The 20,932-nt window shown below is 69.6% G+C and carries 21 protein-coding genes; 17 read left to right on the plus strand and 4 right to left on the minus strand.

Annotated elements, in window-relative coordinates; translation table 11 throughout:
• Window positions 1-256: 256 nt before the first annotated feature.
• From chlG to Q333_RS0100020, 4 genes are read left to right on the plus strand one after another with little or no spacing between them, the layout of a single operon-like run.
• Complete coding sequence (chlG, locus tag Q333_RS0100005) at window positions 257-1,168, plus strand: chlorophyll synthase ChlG (RefSeq protein WP_029414688.1); 912 nt, start codon at window positions 257-259, stop codon at window positions 1,166-1,168.
• The gene (locus Q333_RS0100010; RefSeq protein WP_035293415.1) at window positions 1,168-2,496 is read left to right on the plus strand and encodes a BCD family MFS transporter; all 1,329 of its coding nucleotides are present in this window, start codon (window positions 1,168-1,170) and stop codon (window positions 2,494-2,496) included. Before chlG ends, Q333_RS0100010 begins: the two co-directional genes overlap by 1 nt.
• Window positions 2,483-3,700, plus strand: coding sequence for a geranylgeranyl diphosphate reductase (locus Q333_RS0100015; RefSeq protein ID WP_029414690.1), 1,218 nt, complete (start codon window positions 2,483-2,485; stop codon window positions 3,698-3,700). The genes Q333_RS0100010 and Q333_RS0100015 overlap by 14 nt, the downstream gene beginning before the upstream one ends.
• Window positions 3,701-3,704: 4 nt before the next feature.
• Window positions 3,705-3,962, plus strand: a complete 258-nt coding sequence (locus Q333_RS0100020; protein ID WP_029414691.1) for a hypothetical protein — start codon at window positions 3,705-3,707, stop codon at window positions 3,960-3,962.
• Between the two features lie 53 nt (window positions 3,963-4,015).
• Here Q333_RS0100020 and Q333_RS0100025 read toward each other — a convergent pair whose 3' ends face one another.
• Together Q333_RS0100025 and Q333_RS0100030 are read right to left on the minus strand one after the other, a co-directional pair.
• Window positions 4,016-4,543 carry a c-type cytochrome gene (locus Q333_RS0100025; RefSeq protein ID WP_029414692.1) on the minus strand — a complete coding sequence of 176 codons (528 nt, stop codon included), beginning with the start codon at window positions 4,541-4,543 and terminating at the stop codon, window positions 4,016-4,018.
• Window positions 4,544-4,651: 108 nt separating this feature from the next.
• Window positions 4,652-5,938 (minus strand): DUF3422 family protein, encoded by a 1,287-nt coding sequence (locus Q333_RS0100030; RefSeq protein ID WP_029414693.1) that lies wholly within the window; start codon window positions 5,936-5,938, stop codon window positions 4,652-4,654.
• 146 nt (window positions 5,939-6,084) lie between these two features.
• Between Q333_RS0100030 and bchI the strand changes: the two genes are divergently transcribed.
• From bchI to Q333_RS0100050, 4 genes are read left to right on the plus strand one after another with little or no spacing between them, the layout of a single operon-like run.
• Complete coding sequence (gene bchI, locus Q333_RS0100035; protein ID WP_029414694.1) at window positions 6,085-7,095, plus strand: magnesium chelatase ATPase subunit I; 1,011 nt, start codon at window positions 6,085-6,087, stop codon at window positions 7,093-7,095.
• A 46-nt stretch (window positions 7,096-7,141) separates the two neighbouring features.
• Window positions 7,142-8,899, plus strand: a complete 1,758-nt coding sequence (locus tag Q333_RS0100040; protein ID WP_029414695.1) for a magnesium chelatase subunit D — start codon at window positions 7,142-7,144, stop codon at window positions 8,897-8,899.
• A 2-nt stretch (window positions 8,900-8,901) separates the two neighbouring features.
• Window positions 8,902-9,798 (plus strand): alpha/beta fold hydrolase BchO, encoded by an 897-nt coding sequence (bchO, locus tag Q333_RS0100045; protein ID WP_029414696.1) that lies wholly within the window; start codon window positions 8,902-8,904, stop codon window positions 9,796-9,798.
• Window positions 9,795-9,983 (plus strand): hypothetical protein, encoded by a 189-nt coding sequence (locus tag Q333_RS0100050; RefSeq protein ID WP_029414697.1) that lies wholly within the window; start codon window positions 9,795-9,797, stop codon window positions 9,981-9,983. The genes bchO and Q333_RS0100050 overlap by 4 nt, the downstream gene beginning before the upstream one ends.
• On the opposite strand, the gene Q333_RS0100055 is transcribed toward Q333_RS0100050, so the two are convergent.
• Both Q333_RS0100055 and crtD read right to left on the minus strand, forming a co-directional pair.
• Window positions 9,912-10,640, minus strand: a complete 729-nt coding sequence (locus Q333_RS0100055) for a hydratase (RefSeq protein ID WP_245591440.1) — start codon at window positions 10,638-10,640, stop codon at window positions 9,912-9,914. The genes Q333_RS0100050 and Q333_RS0100055 overlap by 72 nt on opposite strands.
• Window positions 10,641-10,762: 122 nt before the next feature.
• Window positions 10,763-12,328, minus strand: coding sequence for a 1-hydroxycarotenoid 3,4-desaturase CrtD (crtD, locus tag Q333_RS0100060; protein WP_029414699.1), 1,566 nt, complete (start codon window positions 12,326-12,328; stop codon window positions 10,763-10,765).
• A 92-nt stretch (window positions 12,329-12,420) separates the two neighbouring features.
• Here crtD and Q333_RS0100065 point away from each other — a divergent pair, with 92 nt between their 5' ends.
• From Q333_RS0100065 to pufM, 9 genes are all read left to right on the plus strand, one after another.
• Entirely contained in the window at window positions 12,421-13,515 is a 1,095-nt protein-coding gene (locus Q333_RS0100065) for a methyltransferase (protein WP_029414700.1), read from the plus strand.
• A gap of 99 nt (window positions 13,516-13,614) precedes the next feature.
• Complete coding sequence (bchC, locus tag Q333_RS0100070) at window positions 13,615-14,538, plus strand: chlorophyll synthesis pathway protein BchC (protein WP_029414701.1); 924 nt, start codon at window positions 13,615-13,617, stop codon at window positions 14,536-14,538.
• On the plus strand, window positions 14,535-15,527 hold the full coding sequence (locus Q333_RS0100075; protein ID WP_029414702.1) for a chlorophyllide a reductase iron protein subunit X: 993 nt from the start codon (window positions 14,535-14,537) through the stop codon (window positions 15,525-15,527). Before bchC ends, Q333_RS0100075 begins: the two co-directional genes overlap by 4 nt.
• Window positions 15,528-15,530: 3 nt before the next feature.
• Window positions 15,531-17,051: a chlorophyllide a reductase subunit Y gene (gene bchY / locus Q333_RS0100080; protein ID WP_029414703.1), complete on the plus strand. Its 1,521-nt coding sequence runs from the start codon at window positions 15,531-15,533 to the stop codon at window positions 17,049-17,051.
• Window positions 17,048-18,517 carry a chlorophyllide a reductase subunit Z gene (gene bchZ, locus Q333_RS0100085; RefSeq protein ID WP_029414704.1) on the plus strand — a complete coding sequence of 490 codons (1,470 nt, stop codon included), beginning with the start codon at window positions 17,048-17,050 and terminating at the stop codon, window positions 18,515-18,517. The genes bchY and bchZ overlap by 4 nt, the downstream gene beginning before the upstream one ends.
• Before the next feature lie 114 nt (window positions 18,518-18,631).
• Window positions 18,632-18,787: a light-harvesting antenna LH1, beta subunit gene (gene pufB / locus Q333_RS0100090; protein WP_029414705.1), complete on the plus strand. Its 156-nt coding sequence runs from the start codon at window positions 18,632-18,634 to the stop codon at window positions 18,785-18,787.
• 83 nt (window positions 18,788-18,870) lie between these two features.
• On the plus strand, window positions 18,871-19,038 hold the full coding sequence (gene pufA, locus Q333_RS0100095) for a light-harvesting antenna LH1, alpha subunit (protein WP_029414706.1): 168 nt from the start codon (window positions 18,871-18,873) through the stop codon (window positions 19,036-19,038).
• A gap of 117 nt (window positions 19,039-19,155) precedes the next feature.
• Window positions 19,156-19,980 (plus strand): photosynthetic reaction center subunit L, encoded by an 825-nt coding sequence (gene pufL, locus Q333_RS0100100; RefSeq protein WP_029414707.1) that lies wholly within the window; start codon window positions 19,156-19,158, stop codon window positions 19,978-19,980.
• Between the two features lie 15 nt (window positions 19,981-19,995).
• Entirely contained in the window at window positions 19,996-20,916 is a 921-nt protein-coding gene (pufM, locus tag Q333_RS0100105) for a photosynthetic reaction center subunit M (RefSeq protein WP_029414708.1), read from the plus strand.
• The last annotated feature ends 16 nt before the right edge of the window (window positions 20,917-20,932 follow it).

Raw genomic sequence — 20,932 nt, forward strand, 5'->3', positions numbered from 1 at the left:
CGCGCGTCCGGGTCCTGGGCCCAGGACGCCTTCCCCTCGCGACGGGACGGGGCCGATTTTAAGGGGACTGGATATGAGGGCGCGTTCGCGGGCTCTCAATCGCGACAGGCGCTGGATTCGTTGAGGAAATCCGCGCGTCGTTGGATGATTGAGAAAATCAGCGTCAATCTGGCTCCTCCCACAAGGGGAGAACGGAGAGAGCGGCCGTGTGTCAATCCAGATTGACACTTCGCCCTGTCCAGACCTACCGTCCGACATGGACAGGACGCTGCCCGCGCCGTCGCCTGCCGCACCCTCGCCGGGCGCCGTGCTGGAGCTGTTCAAGCCCATCACCTGGTTCCCGCCCATGTGGGCCTTCGTCTGCGGGGTGATCTCGTCGGGCGCGTCGTTCGAAGGGCGCTGGCTGTTCCTGATCGCGGGCGTGGCCCTGACCGGGCCTCTGGTCTGCGCCACCAGCCAGGCCGTCAACGACTGGTTCGACCGGCACGTCGACGCCATCAACGAGCCGCACCGCCCGATCCCCTCGGGCCGCATTCCCGGTCGCTGGGGGCTTTGGATCGCCATCGTCTGGACCGGCCTGTCGCTGGTCGTGGCCGCCCTGACCGGGCCGTGGGTGCTGGCGGCGACGACGCTGGGACTGGTGCTGGCCTGGGCCTATTCGGCGCCGCCGTTCCGGCTGAAGGCGTCGGGCGTGGCGGGACCGCTGGCCTGCGCCTTTTCCTATGAGGGGCTGACCTGGTTCACGGGGGCGGCGGTTATGGCCGGGGCCCTGCCGAGCATGCCAGTGCTGCTGCTCGCCGGGCTCTACAGCCTGGGCGCCTACGGCATCATGGTGCTGAACGACTTCAAGGCGGTCGAGGGCGACCGGGCGCTGGGTCTGCGGTCGCTGCCGGCCGTGCTGGGCGAGGACAAGGCCGCCCGCATCGCCTGCGTGGCGATGGCGGCGCCGCAGGTCGTGGTCGTAGCCTTGTTGTTCGCCGCCTGGGATCGGCCGTGGCACGGGCTGGCGGTGACGGCGCTCGTGGCCGCGCAGATCGCCTGCATGGTCCGCCTGCTCGGTCGACCTAAGGATCTGACGCCCTGGTACAACGCCACGGGCACCACGCTTTACGTCATCGGCATGATGGTTTCGGCCTTCGCGGTCGCGGGCCTGTCGGGAGCAAACTGATGCAGGGCCAGCAAACAGGGCTGTCGTGGCTGGGCATCGTCCGGCTGGGTCTGGTGCAGAGCGCGCTCGGCTCGATCGTGGTGCTGACCACCTCGACGCTGAACCGGGTCATGGCGGTGGAGCTGGCCCTGCCGGTGGCGCTGCCCGCCGCGCTCGTGGCCTGGCACTATGTGGTGCAGCTGTCGCGGCCGCGCTGGGGCCACGGCTCGGACCAGGGACGGCGGCGCACGCCGTGGATCGTCGGCGGGATGGGAGTGCTGGCGCTGGGGGCGTTGCTGGCCACCAACGCCACGGCCCTGATGGCCACATCGACCTGGGCGGGCATCGCGCTGGCCGTGATCGCCTTTTCCATGATCGGCGCGGGCGTCGGTGCGGCGGGGACGTCGCTGCTGGCGCTTCTGGCCACGCGGGTCGCGCCACAGAGGCGACCGGCGGCCGCGGCCATCACCTGGATCATGATGATCGTCGGCATCGTGCTGACCGCCGGGATCGGCGGGGGCTTACTTGATCCGTTCTCGATGGCGCGGCTGGCGGTGGTGGCGTCGGGCGTGGCCCTGATCGCCTTTGTCGTGACGCTGCTGGCGACGTGGCGGATGGAGGGGCCGGCGGTCGCGCAGGTCGCGGCGTCGGAGGCGCCGACGCCCTTCGCCGAAGCCTTGAAGCAGACGCTCGCCGATCCGAAGGCGCGGGTTTTCGCGGTGTTCGTTCTCGTGTCGATGGTGGCCTACAGCGCCCAGGAGCTGATCCTGGAGCCGTTCGCGGGGCTGGTCTTCGCCATGACGCCCGGACAGTCGACCCAGATGTCGGGCGTGCAGAACGGCGGGGTGCTGCTTGGCATGGTGCTGGTCGGCGCGCTTGGCGGATTCGTCGGCGGTCGCGGCAAGGGCTGGATGCGCGGCTGGACCATCGCGGGGTGCGTCGGGTCTGCGGCGATGCTGGGGCTGCTGACGGCGGCCGCGGCGATCGGACCGAGCTGGCCGATCCTGCCGACGGTGTTCGGCCTCGGCTTCTTCAACGGCATGTTCGCGGTCGCGGCCATCGGCTCCATGATGGGGCTGGCGGGCGAAGGAGAGGGACCGCGCGAAGGCATCCGCATGGGTGTCTGGGGCGCGGCCCAGGCCCTGGGCTTCGCGGCTGGCGGCTTCCTCGGCGCGGTCGGCGTCGATATCGGGAAAGGGCTGATGGGGGCTGATGCGCCCGCCTTCGGCCTGGTCTTCACGCTGGAGGCGGGGCTGTTCCTGGCCTCGGCGATCATCGCCTCACGGATCGGCGCACCGGCATCCTCCGTCGCCTCACCCGTCACGGGAGCCCGTCATGTCCAGGCCTGAACTCGGCGTCGTCGCCGAGACCTTCGATTGCGTCGTGGTGGGCGGAGGGCCGTCGGGCTCGACCGCCGCGCGGCATCTGGCCGAGCAGGGGCGCACCGTCCTGCTGCTGGACCGGCAGGGGCGCATCAAGCCGTGCGGCGGGGCCATTCCGCCCCGGTTGATCCGCGACTTCGACATTCCCGACAGCCTGATCTGCGCCCGCGCCTCGGAGGCCCGGATGATCGCGCCGTCGGACAAGCGCGTGCGCATGCCGATCGAGGGCGGCTATGTCGGCATGGTCAACCGAGAGACCTTCGACGAATGGCTGCGCGTCCGCGCCGAGCGGGCCGGCGCCCAGCGGCGGACGGGCATCTACACCGGCATCGAGCGCGAAGCGGATGGCTCGGCCGTAGTGCTGTATCGCGCGGTCGGTGCCGACAAGGACTCAGCCCCAATGGCCGTGCGGGCGCGGATGGTGATCGGGGCCGACGGAGCCAAATCCTCTGTGGCGGCGCAGGAGGTCAAGGGCGCGGACAGGCAGCGCTACGTCTTCGCCTATCACGAGATCATCAAGGCGCCGGCGCGCGGCGTCGCCGACTTTGAGGCCCAGCGGTGCGATGTCTGGTATCAGGGTCAGCTGTCGCCGGACTTTTATGCCTGGATCTTCCCGCACGGCGACACCGCCTCGATCGGCGTGGGGTCCATGCAGAAGGGCTTCTCGCTGCGGACTGCGACGACGGCGCTGCGCAAGCTGACCGGGCTCGACGCCTGCGAGACCGTGCGGACCGAAGGCGCCCCGATCCCGCTGAAGCCGCTGAAGCGATGGGACAATGGCCGCGACGTCATCGTGGCGGGCGACGCGGCGGGCGTGGTCGCGCCGGCGTCGGGCGAGGGCATCTACTATGCGATGGAGTGCGGGCGGCTGGCGGCCGAGGCGGTCGAGGCCGCGCTTCTGCACAAGGACCCGCGCCATCTGAAATCAGCGCGGAGCCGCTTCATGAAGGCCCACGGCAAGGTCTTCATGGTGCTGGGGGTCATGCAGCACTTCTGGTACCGCTCGGACAAGCGGCGCGAGCGGTTCGTCACCATGTGCGCCGATCCGGACGTCCAGGCCCTGACCTGGCAGGCCTATATGAATAAGGAGCTGGTCCGGGCGAAGCCGGCGGCGCACGCGCGGATTTTCCTCAAGGACATGGGCCACCTGCTGGGCCTGCGCCCGGCCTGAACCTATGCAGGCCTTGTTCGCCAGCGGTCATGCCGTCGACGTCGTGCTGGTCGTCATCGCGCTGGAAGCCGCGTGGCTGGTTGGGATGCGGCGGATGCGCCTGTGGTCCGCTGTGCTGGTGCTGGGTCCGGGCGTCTTCATTCTGCTCGGCGTGCGCGCGGCGCTGGTCGGGGCCGACTGGTGGTGGGTCAGTCTGGCGCTCCTGGCGTCGTTTCCGCTGCACCTGCTGGACCTGAGGCGGCGGTTGACGTCCAAGGCATAGAAAAAGGCCCCGGCGTTTCCGCCGGGGCCTTGATCGTTCAGCGATCCGTCAGATCAGGACTGGGTCGCCAGGTAGGCGATCACGTCCGCGCGCTGCTGCGGGTCACGCAGGCCGACGAAGGCCATCTTGGTGCCCGGCATGAAGCCGCGCGGGTTTTCCAGGTAGGTGAACAGGGTCTGGGCGTCCCAGACCGCGCCGCTGTTCTGGTTGGCGGTGGAGTAGCTGTAGCCGGGAACGGTGCCGGCCGTGCGGCCGACGACGCCGTGCAGCGACGGGCCGACGCGGTTCACGCCGGGCTCGACCACGTGGCAGGTGCGGCACTGGCCGAAGATGCGCTGGCCGTTGGCCGGGTCGCCCGTCAGGCCGGCAACCTGAAGCGTCGCGCCCGCGGCGGCGGGAGCAGCCGGGGCGGCGGCGGGCTCGGCGGCCGGAGCCTCAGCCGCGGGGGCTTCGGCGGCCGGGGCCTCGGCGGCAGGGGCCTCAGCGGCCGGAGCTTCGGCCTCTTCACCACCGCCCGAGCAGGCGGCCAGACCGAGAAGGGCGCTCGCCGCAACGACACCCGCGATACCAAACTTACGCATACCCGCAGCCTCCCTAGGAATACAGAGTTGGGCGGACCATAGACCCGGCGCTTGGCCTGTCAACTGCGGCGCTGGCGGCAAGTTCCCGTGGTGGCGCGACAAATTGGGTCAGCCGTGCTCGCCCGTCAGCTTCCTGCGGAAGGACCTCAGCCGGTACCAGACAGCGGCCACGACGACCGGAGCCGCAAGGCCGGTGGCCAGGGTCGCATTGAACCCCTCGATCGAGGATTCCATCGCCTTGAGCGGGAAGCCGAGCAAGGCCACGGCGTAGTAGGAGATGGCGACGGTCGAGAGGCCTTCGACGGTCTGCTGCAGCTTGAGCGCCGCGCCCGCCCGACGATCCATGGAGGCGAGAAGCGCCGCGCTGGTCGCCTCGGCGGCGACCTCGACGCGGGTGTTCAGCATCTGGGCCATGCGGGCGATTCGGCCGATGGCGGCGCGTTGGCGTTCGGCGACGGCGTCGCATGTGCGCATGGCGGGATCGAGGCGGCGCTGCATGAACTCGCCGAGCGTCAGCAGGCCGTTGATGTGGGCCTCGCGCAGCATGTCGATGCGCTCGCGCACGATGCGGTGGTAGGCGGCGGCCGCATCGAAACGGAAGCCGGTACGGCCGATCAAAGCCTCCGTCTCGCCGGCGAGGACGGAAAGTTCGTCCAGCAGGCGGCGATCGGCCTCGGGATCGCCGTCCTCGGTCAGTTTTTCGGCCAGCTCGCCCGCGCGCGCTTCGATCGCGGCGAGTTCACGGCCCGTCTGGCCGGCGACGGGGAAGGCGAGCAGCGCCATCAGGCGGTAAGTCTCGACCTCCAGCAGGCTCTGGACCAGGCGTCCGGTCTGGGAGGCGTCGCCCGCGTGGGCCAGCATCAGCAGACGGGTCATGCCTCGGCCGTCCGGGCGAAAGTCGGTGAAGACGATGGCGGCGTCGTCGGAGAGGCGCGAGCCGACGACCTCGATCCCGAACATGGCCGCCGCCGCAGCCGGATCGACGGCGGGCCAGACCTCCAGCCGGGTGGCGACCAGCACCTCGCCCGGGAAGCTGGCCAGCCAGTCTTCGGGCACCAGGTCGAAGGCGGTCTCGTCGAAGGCGGTGTTGCCGGTGGGCGTGCGAAAGCCGGTCCAGGTCGAGAGTTCGGTGTGCCGTTCCCAGCGCAGACGCCATGTGCCGCCGTCCAGCACGGCCCAGCGGGCGGTGGGGCCGGGCTCGGGCTGACCCAGGCGACGGCACAGGGCGGCCATGTGATCGCGGTCGGCGGCCTCTCCGTCCTGGCCCGACAGGGTTGCGATGCGGGTGACCAGCGCCGGGCCGGTCAGGGGTGTGAAGGGCCGGGCGTGGGCCTCGGCCAGCAGGGCGTCCCTCTGCGGATGATAGCGCCAGCCTGTCGCCGTCGATGTGGCCATCGGCCCCTCCGCAGGGCGAAGCGCCCGGCCGCCACGATAGGCAGAACCGGGCGGCAAACTCAAACGACGCGGGTTTGCGATGTCTGCGGCGCGTTGACCCGGCGGCGCAATGGTGTGACCGTGAGTGTCAAACTGATTGGACACTCATGCGCCTCGTCTTTCCCTTCTCGGCCATCGTCGGCCAGGCGGACATGAAGCTGGCGCTGCTGCTGGCGGCGGTGGACCGGACGCTGGGCGGGGTCATGGTCTTCGGCGACCGGGGCTCGGGCAAGACGACGGCGGTGCGGGGGCTGGCGGCCCTGTTGCCTGCCTTACCGGTGATATCGGGATGCAGGTTCAACTGCGAGCCCGATGCGCCGTCCTCGGCCTGCGCCGGGGTGTGCCGCCACGAGGGGCCAGGCCAGACGCCAGCGCCGGTCGTCGACCTGCCGCTGGGCGCGACCGAGGACCGGGTCGTGGGCGCGCTGGATCTGGAGAAGGCGCTGACCCTGGGGGAGAAGGCGTTCGAGCCGGGGCTGCTGGCACGGGCCAATCGCGGGTTTCTCTATATCGACGAGGTGAACCTGTTGGAGGATCATCTGGTCGATCTGCTGCTGGACGTGGCGCAGTCGGGCGAGAACGTGGTGGAGCGCGAGGGTTTGTCGGTGCGGCACCCGGCGCGGTTCGTGCTGGTCGGCTCGGGCAATCCGGAGGAGGGCGAGCTGCGGCCCCAGCTGCTGGACCGGTTCGGCCTGTCGGTGGAGGTGCGGACGCCCGACACGCTGGCGGAACGGATAGAGGTGGTGAAACGGCGCGACGCCTTCGACCGCGACCCGGTCGGGTTCGTGAAAGCCTGGAAGGGCAAGGACGCGGCTGTCAGGAAGAAGGTGGCGGCGGCGCAAGGGGTGCTGGATGCGGTCACCGTGCCCGACTCGGTGCTGGAGGCCGGATCGCGGCTATGCATGGCGGTGGGGGCCGACGGGTTGAGGGGCGAGCTGACGTTGCTGCGGGCGTCACGGGCGCTGGCTGCGCTGGAAGGCCGGGAGACGGTGACCGAGGCGGACCTGCGGCGGATCGCGCCGATGGCCTTGCGGCACCGGCTGCGGCGCGGGCCGCTGGATGATCAGGCGGGGACCGGCCGGATCGAGCGGGCGATCGACGACCTGCTGGCGGCATGACCGACCCCGCCCTTTCTCCTTGGGGCGTGATCCGGGCGGAAAGCCGGTGACCACTTTTTCTGATCACGCCCAGGTCTGGGCCGATGCGATGCTGGCGGCGGCGCTGCTGGCGGTTGATCCGGAGCTGGGCGGCGCGGCGGTAAGGGCCGGGCCGGGGCCGGTGCGGGACAACTGGCTGAGCGGGCTGAGGGCGCTGCATGCCGACGGAACGCCGTGGAAGCGGTTGCCGCCGGGGATCGGCGACGATCGGCTGCTGGGCGGGCTGGATCTGGCGGCGGCGCTGGGGGCAGGGACGCGGGTCTTGCAGAAGGGCATTCTGGTCGAGGCCGATGGCGGGGTGCTGATCGCGCCGATGGCCGAGCGGCTGGACGGCGGGGTCGCGGCGCGGCTGGCCGGGGCCATCGACGAGGGCGCGGTACGGATCGAGCGTGACGGAGCGTCGGAACGGGCGCCGACGCGGTTCGTGCTGGTGGCGCTGGACGAGGGGCTGGAGGACGAGAGGCCACCCGAAGCCCTGCTGGAGCGGCTGGCGTTCCGGATCGATCTGGACGGCGTGGGTTGGCGCGAGGCCCAGTCGATCAGCGCGACGCCCGACGACATTACCGAGGCGCGGGCGGCCCTCGCCGTGGTCGCGGCGCCGGACGAGGCGGCGATCCATGCGGTCTGCGCGGCGTGCGAGGCGCTGGGGGTGGCGTCGCTCCGGGCCCCGCGGCTCACGCTGAGAACGGCGGCGGCGCTGGCGGCGCTGGAGGGGCGGGATGTCATCGAGCCGGACGACCTGACGACCGCCGCGCGGCTGGTGCTGAGCCCGCGCGCGACGCGGCTTCCGCCCCAGCCTGTTCCCGAGGACCTGGAGCCCGAGGCCGAGCCTGATCCGGCGGAGGCGGAAGGCGCGGACGAGACCGAGGCCTCGGAGCGGACGCCGGAGGTGCTGGACGATCTGGTGCTGGAGGCGGCGCGGGCGGCGCTGCCCGAGGGGCTCGAGGCGTTGTGGGCGGCGTCGGGGCAGACGGTCAGGGGCGCGCCGGCGCGGTCAGGACCGGCGGGGGCGAAGATACCGGCGGCGAAACGCGGGCGGCGGATCGGGTCGCGGCCGGGACGGCCGGATGGGGCGGTGGCGCTGGACCTGGTCGAGACGCTGAAGGCGGCGTCGCCGTGGCAGAGGCTGCGGGGCGGGCGGCTGGGCATGCGCCAGCCGATGCGGGTGCGGCGCGACGATTTCCGCGTGCGGCGCTTCGAGCAGAGGGCCGAGGCGACGGTGATCTTCGTGGTCGATGCTTCGGGGTCTGCGGCCTTGCAGCGGCTGGCGGAGACCAAGGGGGCGGTCGAGTTGCTGCTGGCCGAAGCTTATGTGCGGCGCACCCAGGTGGCGCTGGTGGCGTTCCGGAAAGATGCGGCGGAGGTGCTGCTGCCGCCGACGCGGTCGCTGGCGCGGGCCAGACGCGAGCTGGCGGCTCTGGCGGGGGGCGGGACGACGCCGTTGGCCTCGGGGCTCGAGACGGCGGCGGCGCTGGCGCTGGGCGAGCGGGCCAAGGGGCGGACGCCTCTGCTGGTCGTGATGACCGACGGGCGGGGCAATATCGCGCTGGACGGCGCGTCGTTCCGGACGCGAGCCGAGCAGGACGCCCTTACCGCGTGCCGCCGCATCCGGGCGGCGGGGGTATCGGCGGCGCTGATCGACGTCTCGCCCCGGCCGAGGGGCGAGGGGGCGAAGCTGGCCGAGGCGATGGGGGCGACGTTCGCGGCGCTGCCCTATGTCGAGGCCGAGCGGGTGCGCGACCTCGTCCGCTCGCTGGACGCCTGAGCATGGGCGATCGTCCGGACTGGGCCGTGGAGGGCCGCGACTGGCCCAACCGCGAGGCGAGCCGCTTCGTCACGGCGGGCGATCTGACCTGGCATGTGCAGACGATGGGGCAGGGGCCGGTGGTTCTGCTGCTGCATGGGGCGGGGGCGGCGACGCACAGCTGGCGCGATCTGATGCCGAGGCTGGCAGAGCGGTTCACGGTGGTGGCGCCTGACCTGCCGGGGCACGGCTTCACCGCCATGCCCAGGGACAATCGGCAATCGCTGTGGGACATGGCGCGGCGGACGACGGCGCTGATCGAGATGATGGATGTGCGGCCGGCTTTGGTCGTGGCGCATTCGGCGGGGGCGGCGATCGCGCTTCGCATGTCGCTGGACGGACGGTTCGGCGAGGCGCCGGTCGTGGCGATCAATGGCGCGTTGCAGCCCTTCGCCGGGCCGGTGGCGCCGCTGTTCCGTGGGCTGGCGATGGGGTTGTTCGTCAATCCGCTTGCGGTCGGTCTGTTCGCCCAGGCGGCGCGCGATCCGGGGCGGGTGGCGCGGCTGATCCGGGGGACGGGATCGATGATCGATGACCGGGGCGTGGAACTCTATGGCCGCCTGCTGAGAAAGCCCGGCCATGTCGCGGGGACGTTGGGGATGATGGGCAGCTGGGACATTTCCGATGTGCTGAGGAGCCTGCCGCAGCTGATCGCCGAGCTGACGCTGGTGGTGGGGACGCGGGATCAGGCGGTGCCGCCTTCGGTGGCCGAGGAGGTGCGTGCATCCCTGGCCGAAGCGCGGATCGTAACTCTGAACGGGCTGGGCCATCTGGCGCACGAGGAACGGCCCGATCTGGTCGCGGCGGTGATCGAGGAGGTCGCAGCGCGGCATGGGCTGATCGAGGAGGCGACCGCATGAGCGGAACCCAGGTGTTCATCGTCGAGAGCGTGCTCGTCTTCGGCCTGATCCTGGCCTGGGCCGTATGGGAGCTGTTCTCGACCCAGCGCTCCCTGAAGCGCGACCGGGAGGCCTCAGCGGAGCGAGCGCGGCATGCGGAAGGGCAGCATGGCGCGGACGACGGGCGATCGCAGCCGCCCCAGTGACAGGCTCTCGTGAACGGCCTGGCAGGGCTCGCCCAGCAGATGGGTCGAGAGCGTCGAGCGGGAATAGAAGGGGGTGTCCTCCCAGGTCGTCTCGACATGGACCGGCCGACCCGCGTCGGCGCGGGTGTGGCGCGGCATGCGCCAGACCGTGGGGGGCAGGAGCGCGTGGGGCGGCGGCTCGACCGTCTCGGGCACCGCGCCCGTATCGAAGCGCAGCGCGAGGCTGAGCGCCGTGCCGTCCTTGCGCTTCAGGTCATAGAGGACGGCGCTGTCCCGACGCAGATGGGCGCGGGACCAGTCCCAGACCTCGAAGGCATCCTCCATCGGTTCCGACCCGGCGTTGGTGTCGAGATAGCCCTCGCCGGTCCAGGACAGGGAGGGATCGTCCAGCGTGACCTCGACGCGGGCGCGGGGCGCGATGGGGCGCCAGACGTGCTTGCCTTCGTCGTCCAGCGGGAAGGCGATCTCGTTGATGGCGCGGGGGCGGACCCGGACGGTGCCACGCATCCGCCTGGGGATCATCGGCATGGGCGGGACGGGGGCGGTGGTCTCGTCGAAGCGGATGATCAGGTCGTCGCCGTCCCAGCGGACAGAGCTGGGGCCGAGTTGCAAGGTCTCGGCGTCGCGGAAGACCTGACCAGCCGGGCGCTCGGTCATGCACCACCGCTCGCAGCCCTCGCCATAGAGGGCGACGTTCAGGGCGCAGTGGTTCTCTGGCGATCCGCGTCCCGACCAGGCGTACCAGGGCGAGAAGACGCTGCCGACGAAGGCGATGATGGTCAGGCCGAAACGGCCGTCGTCACTGAGGGCGTCGACATACCACCAGGCGTAGCCGCCGGCGCCGACCGGCGCATCGAAGCGCGGTCCGCCATGACGGCCAGGGCGGCCTGCCGTCCCGACAGGGCCGCCATCGGGACGCCCGCCCCAGGGTGAGTCGCCCCGCCGCAGAGATAGAGTCCCGGCGTCCGCGTACGGGCTCCGGGCCGTCGAAAGGCCCCGTCCCAGCCGTGACCCGCGCGGCCATAGAGGGCTCCACCCGTCCCCGGAAAGCGCTTCTCGAAGGAGTCTGGCGTCGTGACCGCCATCGTCGGGAGGTGAGGGCGCAAGTCGACCCCCGAGGCTCGGATCGAGGCGAAGGCGCGCGAGCGACATAAGTCGATCTCCTCTGGCGACCAGGTGTGGACGTCGCCGTTCGGCGGCGCGTTTGTGATGGCGAAGAACCGTTCCGGCCCCTCGCATTGCGGTGGTCCGTCGTCGTCGGCCCGGTCCTGGGCGCAGATGTAGACGGTGGGAATGCTGGGAGCGCGGCCCGCGTGCAGGTCGTCGAACTCGGCGACGTAGTCGGGCGAGAAATACAGGTTGTGGCGCACGAGCGGGATGTCCCGCGCCTCTGCCGTGAAGGCGAAGGTGACGGCCGACAGCGAGCGGGCGCGGGGCGGGGTCGCCGAGACGGCGCGGGCGGCGGCCGTGCCGAAGCGGCCCTGGGCGACGGCGGACGGGTCGGCGTTGACGATGACGGTGCGGGCCTTGATGCGTTCGCCAGATGACAGAACGACGCCGGACGCCCGGCCCCGGTCGGTCAGGATCTCGGTGCAGGCCTGTCCCGTGCGCACGGTGCCGCCCAGCGACTGGATCAGGCCAGTCAGGGCCTCGGGGATGCGCTGCATGCCGCCGTCGACCAGCCAGACGCCCTGCTGCTCGACATGGGCGATCAGCATGAGGGTGGCGGGCGACTTGAACGGGGAGCAGCCGGCGTAGGTGGCGTAGCGGCCGAACAGCTGGCGCAGGCGCGGGTCGCGGAAGTAGGTCCCGAGCTCGGACCACAGCGAGCGGTAGGGCATGATCGACCACTGATCGAGCGGACGGTGCAGGCCGATGTCGAGCGTCAGCCCGGCGATGGTCGGCTTGGGCCGCTGGATGAAGGGGCGCTCTAGCACCTCGTAGATCTTGGCCGCGCGGGCGGCGAAGGCGCGAAAGCGCCGGGCCTCGTCCGCGCCGGACAGGTCGCCCACAGCCTCGGCGGAGCGGTCGAGGTCGGCGTGGAGGTCGAAGGTGGAGCCGTCGGGCCAGCTGTGGCGGGCGAGGGTCTCGGCGCGGCGGACGGTGAGGTGGCGGTCCAGCGAGGTGCCCGCGCGCTCGAACAGGGTCTCGAACACCCAGCGCATGGTGAAGACGGTGGGACCCGAATCGATGCCGCGTCCGTCGATCGACTGTTCCGACAGCTTGCCGCCCGGGGTGGCGGCCTTTTCGACCACCGTGACGTCCATCCCCTGGGCGCACAGGTCCACCGCGGCGGCGAGACCGCCGATGCCGGCTCCAATGATGACGACCCGGTCGCGGGACATGACCCGCCTTTCGTGTCTTGCGAGGGATACACTAAAGGTGTCCAGTCGGATTGACACAAGGGAAATCGGCCTGGTGGGTCGATGCGCGCCATATGAAGCTGCACGATCGATGGCGCGCCTGGCGGAACGGGCTGATCGGTTCGCCCGCGTTCCAGAGGTGGGCGGCGCGGTTTCCACTGACCCTGCCTGTCGCGCGCCGACGGGCGGCGGCCCTGTTCGATGTGACGGCAGGGTTCGTCTATTCGCAGATCGCCCATGCCTGCGTGACATCAGGGCTGCTGGGACGGCTGGCCGAGGGGCCAATGACGGTCGAGGCGGTTCAGGCGGCGGTGGAGCTGGATCGCGATGGGGCGCTGAGGCTGCTGCGGGCGGCGGTGGCGCTGAAGCTGGCGGAACCGACGGGCCAGGACCGCTGGGCGCTGGGGGTCGAGGGGGCTTCCCTGCTGGGCGCGCCGGGCGTGGCGGCGATGATCCGGCATCATGCGCTGCTCTATGCGGATCTGGCCGACCCGATAGCGTTGCTGCGGCGCGGCGGCGGGGGCGGGGCGCTGGCGGCCTACTGGACCTATGCGGAGGGCGGACCGCCGGATGCGGCGGAGGCCGAGGCCTATTCGCGCCTGATGAGCGACAGCCAGGCCATGGTGGCGGCCCAGGTGCTGGACGCCTGGTCGATCGCGCGGCATCGGCGGCTGCTGGACGTCGGCGGCGGGGAGGGGACCTTCCTGCGGGCGGTGGCGGCGCGGGCGCCTGGGGTGGAGCGGATGCTGTTCGACCTGCCCGCGGTGGCCGAGCGGGCGCGGGCGCGGTTCGGCGCGGAAGGACTGGCGTTGCAGGCGACGGGCGGGGACGTGTTCCAGGACGCCCTGCCGACCGGGGCGGATGTCGTCAGCCTGATCCGTGTGCTGCACGATCACGACGATGGACCGGCGCTGGCGATTCTGAAGGCGGCGCAGGCGGCTCTGCCGCCGGGCGGGACGCTGCTGATCGGCGAGCCGATGGCGCAGGAGCGCGGCGCGGAGCGGGTCGGGGACGCCTATTTCGGCATGTATCTGCTGGCCATGGGCTCGGGCCGGCCTCGCCCCGCGCGAGAAATAATCGCCATGTGTCGGGAAGCGGGCTTTTTCAGCGCCCGCCGCGTTCGGACGGCCATGCCGGTGATCGCGAGCGTGATTGTCGCGCGGAATTGACAGAACAAAGTGTAATCAAAGTTTGACAACCTTTACTGTCAATCTAAGCTGACAGTTGGGGAGGCGCCTATCTTGGCCCGCCGACCCCGAGGCGCTGAGATGGACACACTGGCCGTCGTGATGGAGGAGCCCCGCCGCCTGGCGATGCGGCGGCTCGCTCTGCGCCCGGCCGGACCCGACGATGTCGTGGTCGAGGTGGACGTCAGCGGAATCTCGACGGGTACGGAGCGTCTGCTGTGGGACGGGCGCATGCCCCACTTCCCCGGCCTCGGCTATCCGCTGGTGCCCGGATACGAATCGATCGGCCGGGTGGTGGAGGCAGGCGAGGCCGCGCGCGACCGCATCGGCCAGCGGGTGTTCGTGCCCGGATCGTCGAACTTCATCGATGCGAGGGGCCTGTTCGGCGGCGCGGCGCGGACGCTGATCTCTCCGTCTGCGCGGACGGTCTCTCTGCCCGACGGGCTGGGCGACGAGGGGGTGCTGCTGTCGCTGGCGGCGACGGCCTATCACGCCATCGCGGGCGGGACGGCGCCGGACCTGATCGTCGGGCATGGGACGCTGGGGCGGCTGCTGCTCAGGATCACCGAGGCTCTGGGTGCCCAGCGGCCGACGGTCTGGGAAACGAACGCCGCGCGTCGTCATGGGGTGGCGATCCATCCTGACGCGGACGACCGCCGCGACTATCGCTCGATCTACGATGCCTCGGGGGCCGAGGACCTGATGGATTTCCTGGTCGCGCGTCTGGCGCGGGGCGGGGAGATCGTCCTGGCGGGTTTCTACGAGGCGCGGGTGTCGTTCGCGTTTCCGGCGGCCTTCATGCGGGAAGCCAAGTTCCGCATCGCCGCCGAGTTCCGGCCCGACGACGTAGCGGCCGTGACCGCCCTGATCGAAGCCGGGCGGCTCAGCCTGGAAGGTCTCATCACCCACCGCATGGCCGCGACCGAGGCCAACGACGCCTATCCCACAGCCTTCGGCGATCCCGCCTGTCTGAAGATGATCCTCGACTGGAGGACCTGCGCATGACCGTGACACTGATCACCCATAAGCACCTGCGCGAAGAGGCGAAGCAAGAGCCGCCTCCCGTCCATACCGGCGAGGTCACCAAGGAAACCCAGATCATCGCCATCTACGGCAAGGGTGGCTCGGGCAAGTCGTTCGCCCTGTCGAACCTCAGCTACATGATGGCCCAGCAGGGCAAGCGGGTGCTGCTGATCGGCTGCGATCCCAAGTCCGACACGACCAGCCTGCTGTTCGGCGGCAAGTCCTGCCCGACCATCATCGCCACCTCGGCCGCAAAGAAGCTGACCGGCGAGGAAGTGAAGATCGAGGACGTCTGTTTCCAGCGCGACGGCGTCTTCGCCATGGAGCTGGGCGGGCCCGAGGTCGGTCGCGGCTGCGGCGGGCGCGGCATCATCCACGGCTTCGAGTTGCTGGAGAAGCTGGGCTTCCACGACTGGGGCTTCGACTACGTCCTGCTCGATTTCCTCGGTGACGTGGTATGCGGGGGCTTTGGCCTGCCGATCGCGCGCGACATGTGCCAGAAGGTCATCGTCGTCGGATCGAACGACCTGCAGTCGCTCTACGTCGCCAACAACGTCTGCTCGGCGGTCGAATACTTCCGCAAGATGGGCGGCAATGTCGGCGTCGCCGGCATGATCATCAACAAGGACGATGGCACGGGCGAGGCGCGCGCCTTTGCCGAGGCCGTCGACATTCCGGTCCTGGCCTCGATCCCGGCCAATGAGGACATTCGCAGGAAGTCCGCCAACTATCAGATCATCGGCACGCCGGACGGCGAGTGGGGCAGCCTGTTCGCGGGCCTGGCCCAGGCCGTGACCGACAGCCTGCCGCAGCATCCCAAGCCCCTGACGCAGGACGGCCTGCTGGGTCTGTTCAGCCCCGATCAGGTCGGCGGCGAGGTGCGGCTGGTGCCTGCCAGCCAGAGCGACATGCGCGGCGCGAACTATGTGCCCAAGGCCTCGCTCGAAGTCATATACGACGAGGCGGTGTAGTCGATGGCCGACGGTCCCGCCCGCATGGACAGCGTGACGCCCGAGCCGGTCTCGGTCGACGGCGGCTGCCACGGCGGGAAGGCCGAGCTGCAGGCGGCCGCCGCCCGCGCGGGCAAGTCGGAGATCCTCGCCAAGTACGCCGCGGACTATCCGGTCGGGCCGCACGACCAGCCGCAGTCGATGTGCCCGGCGTTCGGCAGCTTGCGGGTCGGCCTGCGGATGCGGCGGACGGCGACGATCCTGTCTGGGTCGGCCTGCTGCGTCTACGGCCTGACCTTCACCAGCCACTTCTACGGCGCGCGCCGCTCGGTCGGCTATGTGCCGTTCAACTCCGAGAGCCTGGTTACCGGCAAGCTGTTCGAGGACATCCGCGACGCGGTCCACGAGATGGCGGATCCGGCGCTCTACGATTCCATCGTGGTGACGAACCTGTGCGTGCCGACGGCGTCGGGCGTGCCGCTGCAGTTGCTGCCGAAAGAGATCAACGGCGTCCGCATCGTCGGCATCGACGTGCCGGGCTTCGGCATTCCCACCCACGCCGAGGCCAAGGACGTGCTGGCCGGCGCCATGCTGAACTATGCGCGTAAGGAGGCCGAGGCCGGCCCCGTCGCAGCGCCGAAAGACAAGACCGACAAACCGACCGTCATCCTGCTGGGCGAGATGTTCCCGGCCGATCCCATGATCATCGGCCGCATGCTGGACCCGATGGGCCTGGCCCCCGGACCGGTCGTCCCGACGCGGGAATGGCGCGAGCTTTACGCCGCGCTGGACTGCGCCGTGGTGGCCGCCATCCACCCCTTCTATACCGCCAGCGTCCGCGAGTTCGAAGCCGCGGGTCGCAAGGTCGTGGGCTCGGCCCCGGTCGGCCGCGACGGCACCGCGGGCTGGCTCCAGGCGATTGGTGAAGCCTGTGGTGTGCCGCAGACGCAGATCGACGCCGTCAAGAACGCCATGCTCGGCACCATCGGCGCGGCGCTGGCGGCCACCCCGATCAAGGGGCGGATCACGGTGTCGGGCTATGAAGGCTCCGAACTGCTGGTCGCCCGCCTGCTGATCGAGAGCGGGGCCGAGGTCGAGTATGTCGGCACGGCCTGTCCGCAGACCAAGTGGTCTGATCCCGACCGCGAGTGGCTGGAGGCCAAGGGCGTCACGGTCAACTATCGCGCCTCGCTGGAGCAGGATCTGTCGGCGGTCGATGCGATCAAGCCGGATCTGGCCATCGGCACCACGCCGGTCGTTCAGCACGCCAAGGCGATGTCGATCCCCGCGCTGTATTTCACCAACCTGATCTCGGCGCGGCCCCTGATGGGACCGGCGGGCGCAGGCTCGCTGGCCCAGGTCATCAACGCGGCCATCGCCAACAAGGCGCGGTTCGACAGGATGAGCGCCTTCTTCGACGGCGTCGGCTCGGGCGACACCTCGGGCATCTGGTCCGAGACGCCGGTCGCCCGGCCCGAGTTCAAGGCGCGCTATGCCAAGCAGATGGCGGCGGCGGCCAAGGCCGAGGAGCACGTCGGGACATGACGCTGATCCTCGATCACGACAGGGCCGGCGGCTACTGGGGCGCGGTCTACGCCTTCACTGCCATCAAGGGCCTCCAGGTCATCATCGACGGGCCGGTTGGGTGCGAGAACCTGCCGGTGACCAGCGTGCTTCACTACACCGATGGCCTGCCACCGCATGAGCTGCCCATCGTCGTGACAGGTCTGGGCGAGGAAGAACTGGGGAGGCACGGCACCGAAGGCGCGATGAAGCGGGCGTGGAAGACGCTCGACAAGGATCTTCCCTCGGTCGTCGTCACCGGTTCGATCGCGGAGATGATCGGCGGCGGCGTGACGCCGGAAGGCACCAACATCCAGCGCTTCCTGCCGCGCACGATCGACGAGGATCAATGGCAGTCGGCCGACCGGGCCCTGACCTGGCTGTGGACCCAGTTCGGTCCGAAGAAGATGCCCCGGCCGCGCGACCGCGAGGAGGGCGACCCGCCGCGCGTCAACCTGATCGGGCCGATGTACGGCGTGTACAACATGCCCTCGGACCTCGCCGAGATCCGGCGCCTGGTCGAGGGGATCGGCTGCAAGGTCAACATGGTCTTCCCGCTGGGGAGCCATCTGGCGGATGTCCGGAACCTGGCCGACGCCGAGGTCAACATCTGTCTGTATCGCGAGTTCGGGCGCGGGCTCTGCGAGGCGCTGGAGAAGCCCTATCTGCAGGCGCCGATCGGGCTCGACTCCACGACCCTGTTCCTGCGCCGGCTGGGCGAGCTGACGGGGCTGGATCCCGAGCCCTTCATCGAGCGCGAGAAGCATACGACGATCAAGCCGCTGTGGGACCTGTGGCGATCGGTGACGCAGGACTTCTTCGGCACGGCGAGCTTCGCCATCGTCGCCAACGAGACCTATACGCGCGGCGTCAGGAAGTTCCTCGAGGACGACCTCGGCCTGCCCTGCCAGTTCGCCATCTCGCGCGTGGCCGGGACCAAGACCGACAACGGCGCCATCCGCGACCTGGTGCGGGACACCAAGCCGCTGGTGCTGTTCGGCAGCATCAACGAGCGGATCTATCTGGCGGAAGCCGGCGGTGGGGGCCACGGGCCGCAGGGCGTCTGGGTGCCGGCGAGTTTCCCGGGCGCGGCGATCCGCAGGCATACGGGCACGCCCTTCATGGGCTACGCGGGCTGCACCTTCCTGATCCAGGAGGTCTGCAACGCCCTGTTCGACGCCCTGTTCGCCATCCTGCCGCTGGCGTCCCAGCTGGACGCGGTGGAGGCCACGCCGGCGCGGCCCCACGCCGAGATCGTCTGGGAAGACGCGGCCTCCGACGAGCTTGAGAAGCTGGTCGCATCGCAGCCCGTCATCGTTCGCATTTCCGCGGCCAAACGCCTGAGGGACGCCGCCGAGCGCGCCGCCCGTCAGGCCGGGGAGGACCGGGTCACCATCGACCGCCTCGCCGCCGCCAACGCCATCGTCCTGAGCGGGAGGGCCGCATGACGCGCGCCGTCTCCCTGGCTTGGACCCCAGTTCCGAAGTCCGGTTCGCCGGGCGGCGGAAACAGCCACGGGACTTCCCCGTGGCTGGGAAGAGCTCCAACGAAAGGAGGAGATTATGTCTGACCACTCTGGTGGGTCCCTCACGGGTCTCACGCCGGAAGCGGCCAAAGAGTTCCACGGCCTGTTCATGACCAGCTTCATTGGCTTCACGCTTATTGCCGTGGTCGCCCATGGGCTCGTCTGGGCCTGGAAACCGTGGTTGGGGGCTTAAACCTCTCCACTTTACTTGTCGGCCTGTCACTTTGACTGGTCGACGCCAACAAAGCCGGTCACCGGCTATGGAGGACTACAGTCATGTGGAGAATTTGGCTCCTTTTCGATCCCCGGAGGGCGCTCGTGGCGCTCGCCGTCTTCCTGTTCACCCTGGCTCTGCTGATCCACTTCATCCTGCTCAGCTCGCCTCGGTACAACTGGATCGACGGTGCAGAACGCGCAGCGGCGGCGGCTACGGCCACCCCCTGACGGGAACCGCGCATGCGGCGCGCGGGCGGGACCGGAGCGATCCGATCCCGTCCGTCGCGACCCCCGATAATTTAAGCCCAGACCGCGTGATGCGGCGACACGGGCGAGGAGACGGTCATGGCCTTGCTGAGTTTTGAGCGAAAATACCGCATCAGGGGCGGCACCCTGATCGGCGGTGACATGTTCGATTTCTGGGTGGGGCCGTTCTACGTCGGCTTCTTCGGCGTCACGACGGCGTTCTTCGCCTCGCTGGGGACCGCCCTGATCTTCTACGGAGCCGCGCTCGGCGATACGTGGAACCCGTGGCTGATCTCGATCAATCCGCCCGACATCGCCTATGGTCTGTCGCTGGCACCTCTGCGCGAAGGCGGCATCTGGCAGCTGGTGACGATCTGCGCCATCGGGGCCTTCGGCTCCTGGGCGCTGCGCGAGGTCGAAATCTGCCGAAAACTCGGCATCGGTCTGCATGTGCCGATTGCCTTCGGGGTGGCCATCTTCGCCTACGTCACCCTCAACGTTATCCGTCCGTGGTTGATGGGTGCTTGGGGACACGGCTTCCCATACGGCATCTGGAGCCACCTCGATTGGGTGTCCAACGTTGGCTACCAGTACCTGAACTTCCACTACAATCCGGCCCACATGGTCGCGATTACCTTCTTCTTCACGACCACGATGGCGCTCGCGCTGCACGGCTCTCTCGTGCTGGCGGCAGCTAACCCGGGACCGGGCAAGGAAGTTCGCCAGCCCGAGCATGAGGACACCTTCTTCCGCGACTTCATCGGCTATTCGGTCGGCACCCTGGGCATTCACCGGGTCGGCCTGTTCCTCGCCCTTCAGGCCGGGATCTGGAGCGCGATCTGCATCGTCATTAGCGGTCCCCTCTGGGACAAGGGCTGGCCCGAATGGTGGGATGGCTGGCGCAACCTGCCGATCTGGCAATAGGGGAGGGCGACTGAAATGAACGCCTATCAGAATATCTTCACCCAGGTTCAGGTTCGGGGGCATGCCGAGATGGGCGCGCCGACGGCCGACATCGATAGCGAACGCGTCGGTACGCCCTTCTTCAGCTACTGGATTGGCAAGATCGGCAATGCCCAGATCGGACCGGTGCATCTCGGCTGGACTGGCGTGGTGTCCCTCCTGACCGGGTTCCTTGCGTTCGAAATCATCGGGCTGAACATGATGGCCCAGGTGGACTGGAACCCGTTCGAGTTCGTCCGGCAGCTTCTCTGGCTCGGTCTCTACCCGCCGCCGCCCGAGCAGGGTCTGAACATCCTGCCTCCGCTCAACCAGGGTGGATGGTGGCTGATCGCCGGCTTCTTCCTGACGGTGTCTTTGATCAGCTGGTGCATCCGCAGCTATCAGCGGGCCAAGGCCCTGGGTCTTGGCACCCACACGACCTGGGCCTTCGCTTCGGCGATCTGGCTCTATCTGGTGCTGGGCTTCATCCGCCCGATCATGATGGGCAGCTGGTCCGAAGCCGTGCCGTTCGGGATCTTCCCGCACCTCGACTGGACCGGGGCTTTCTCGATCACTTACGGCAACCTGTTCTACAATCCGTTCCACGCGCTTTCGATCGTGTTCCTGTATGGCTCCACCCTGCTGTTCGCGATGCACGGCGCGACCATCCTGGCCACGACGCGCTACGGCGCGGATCGGGAAGTCGAGCAGATCACCGATCGCGGCACCGCCGCCGAACGGGGCGCGCTGTTCTGGCGCTGGACCATGGGTTTCAACGCCACGATGGAATCCATCCACCGCTGGGCCTGGTGGTTCGCCGTCCTGACCACCCTGACGGGCGGCATCGGCATCCTGTTGACCGGCACCGTGGTCGACAACTGGTTCGACTGGGCCATCGCGCACGACTACGCGCGCTGATCAGTCGATCAGGCCC

The sequence above is a fragment of the Brevundimonas bacteroides DSM 4726 genome (assembly GCF_000701445.1).
In the GTDB taxonomy this organism is placed as follows: Bacteria; Pseudomonadota; Alphaproteobacteria; order Caulobacterales; family Caulobacteraceae; genus Brevundimonas; species Brevundimonas bacteroides.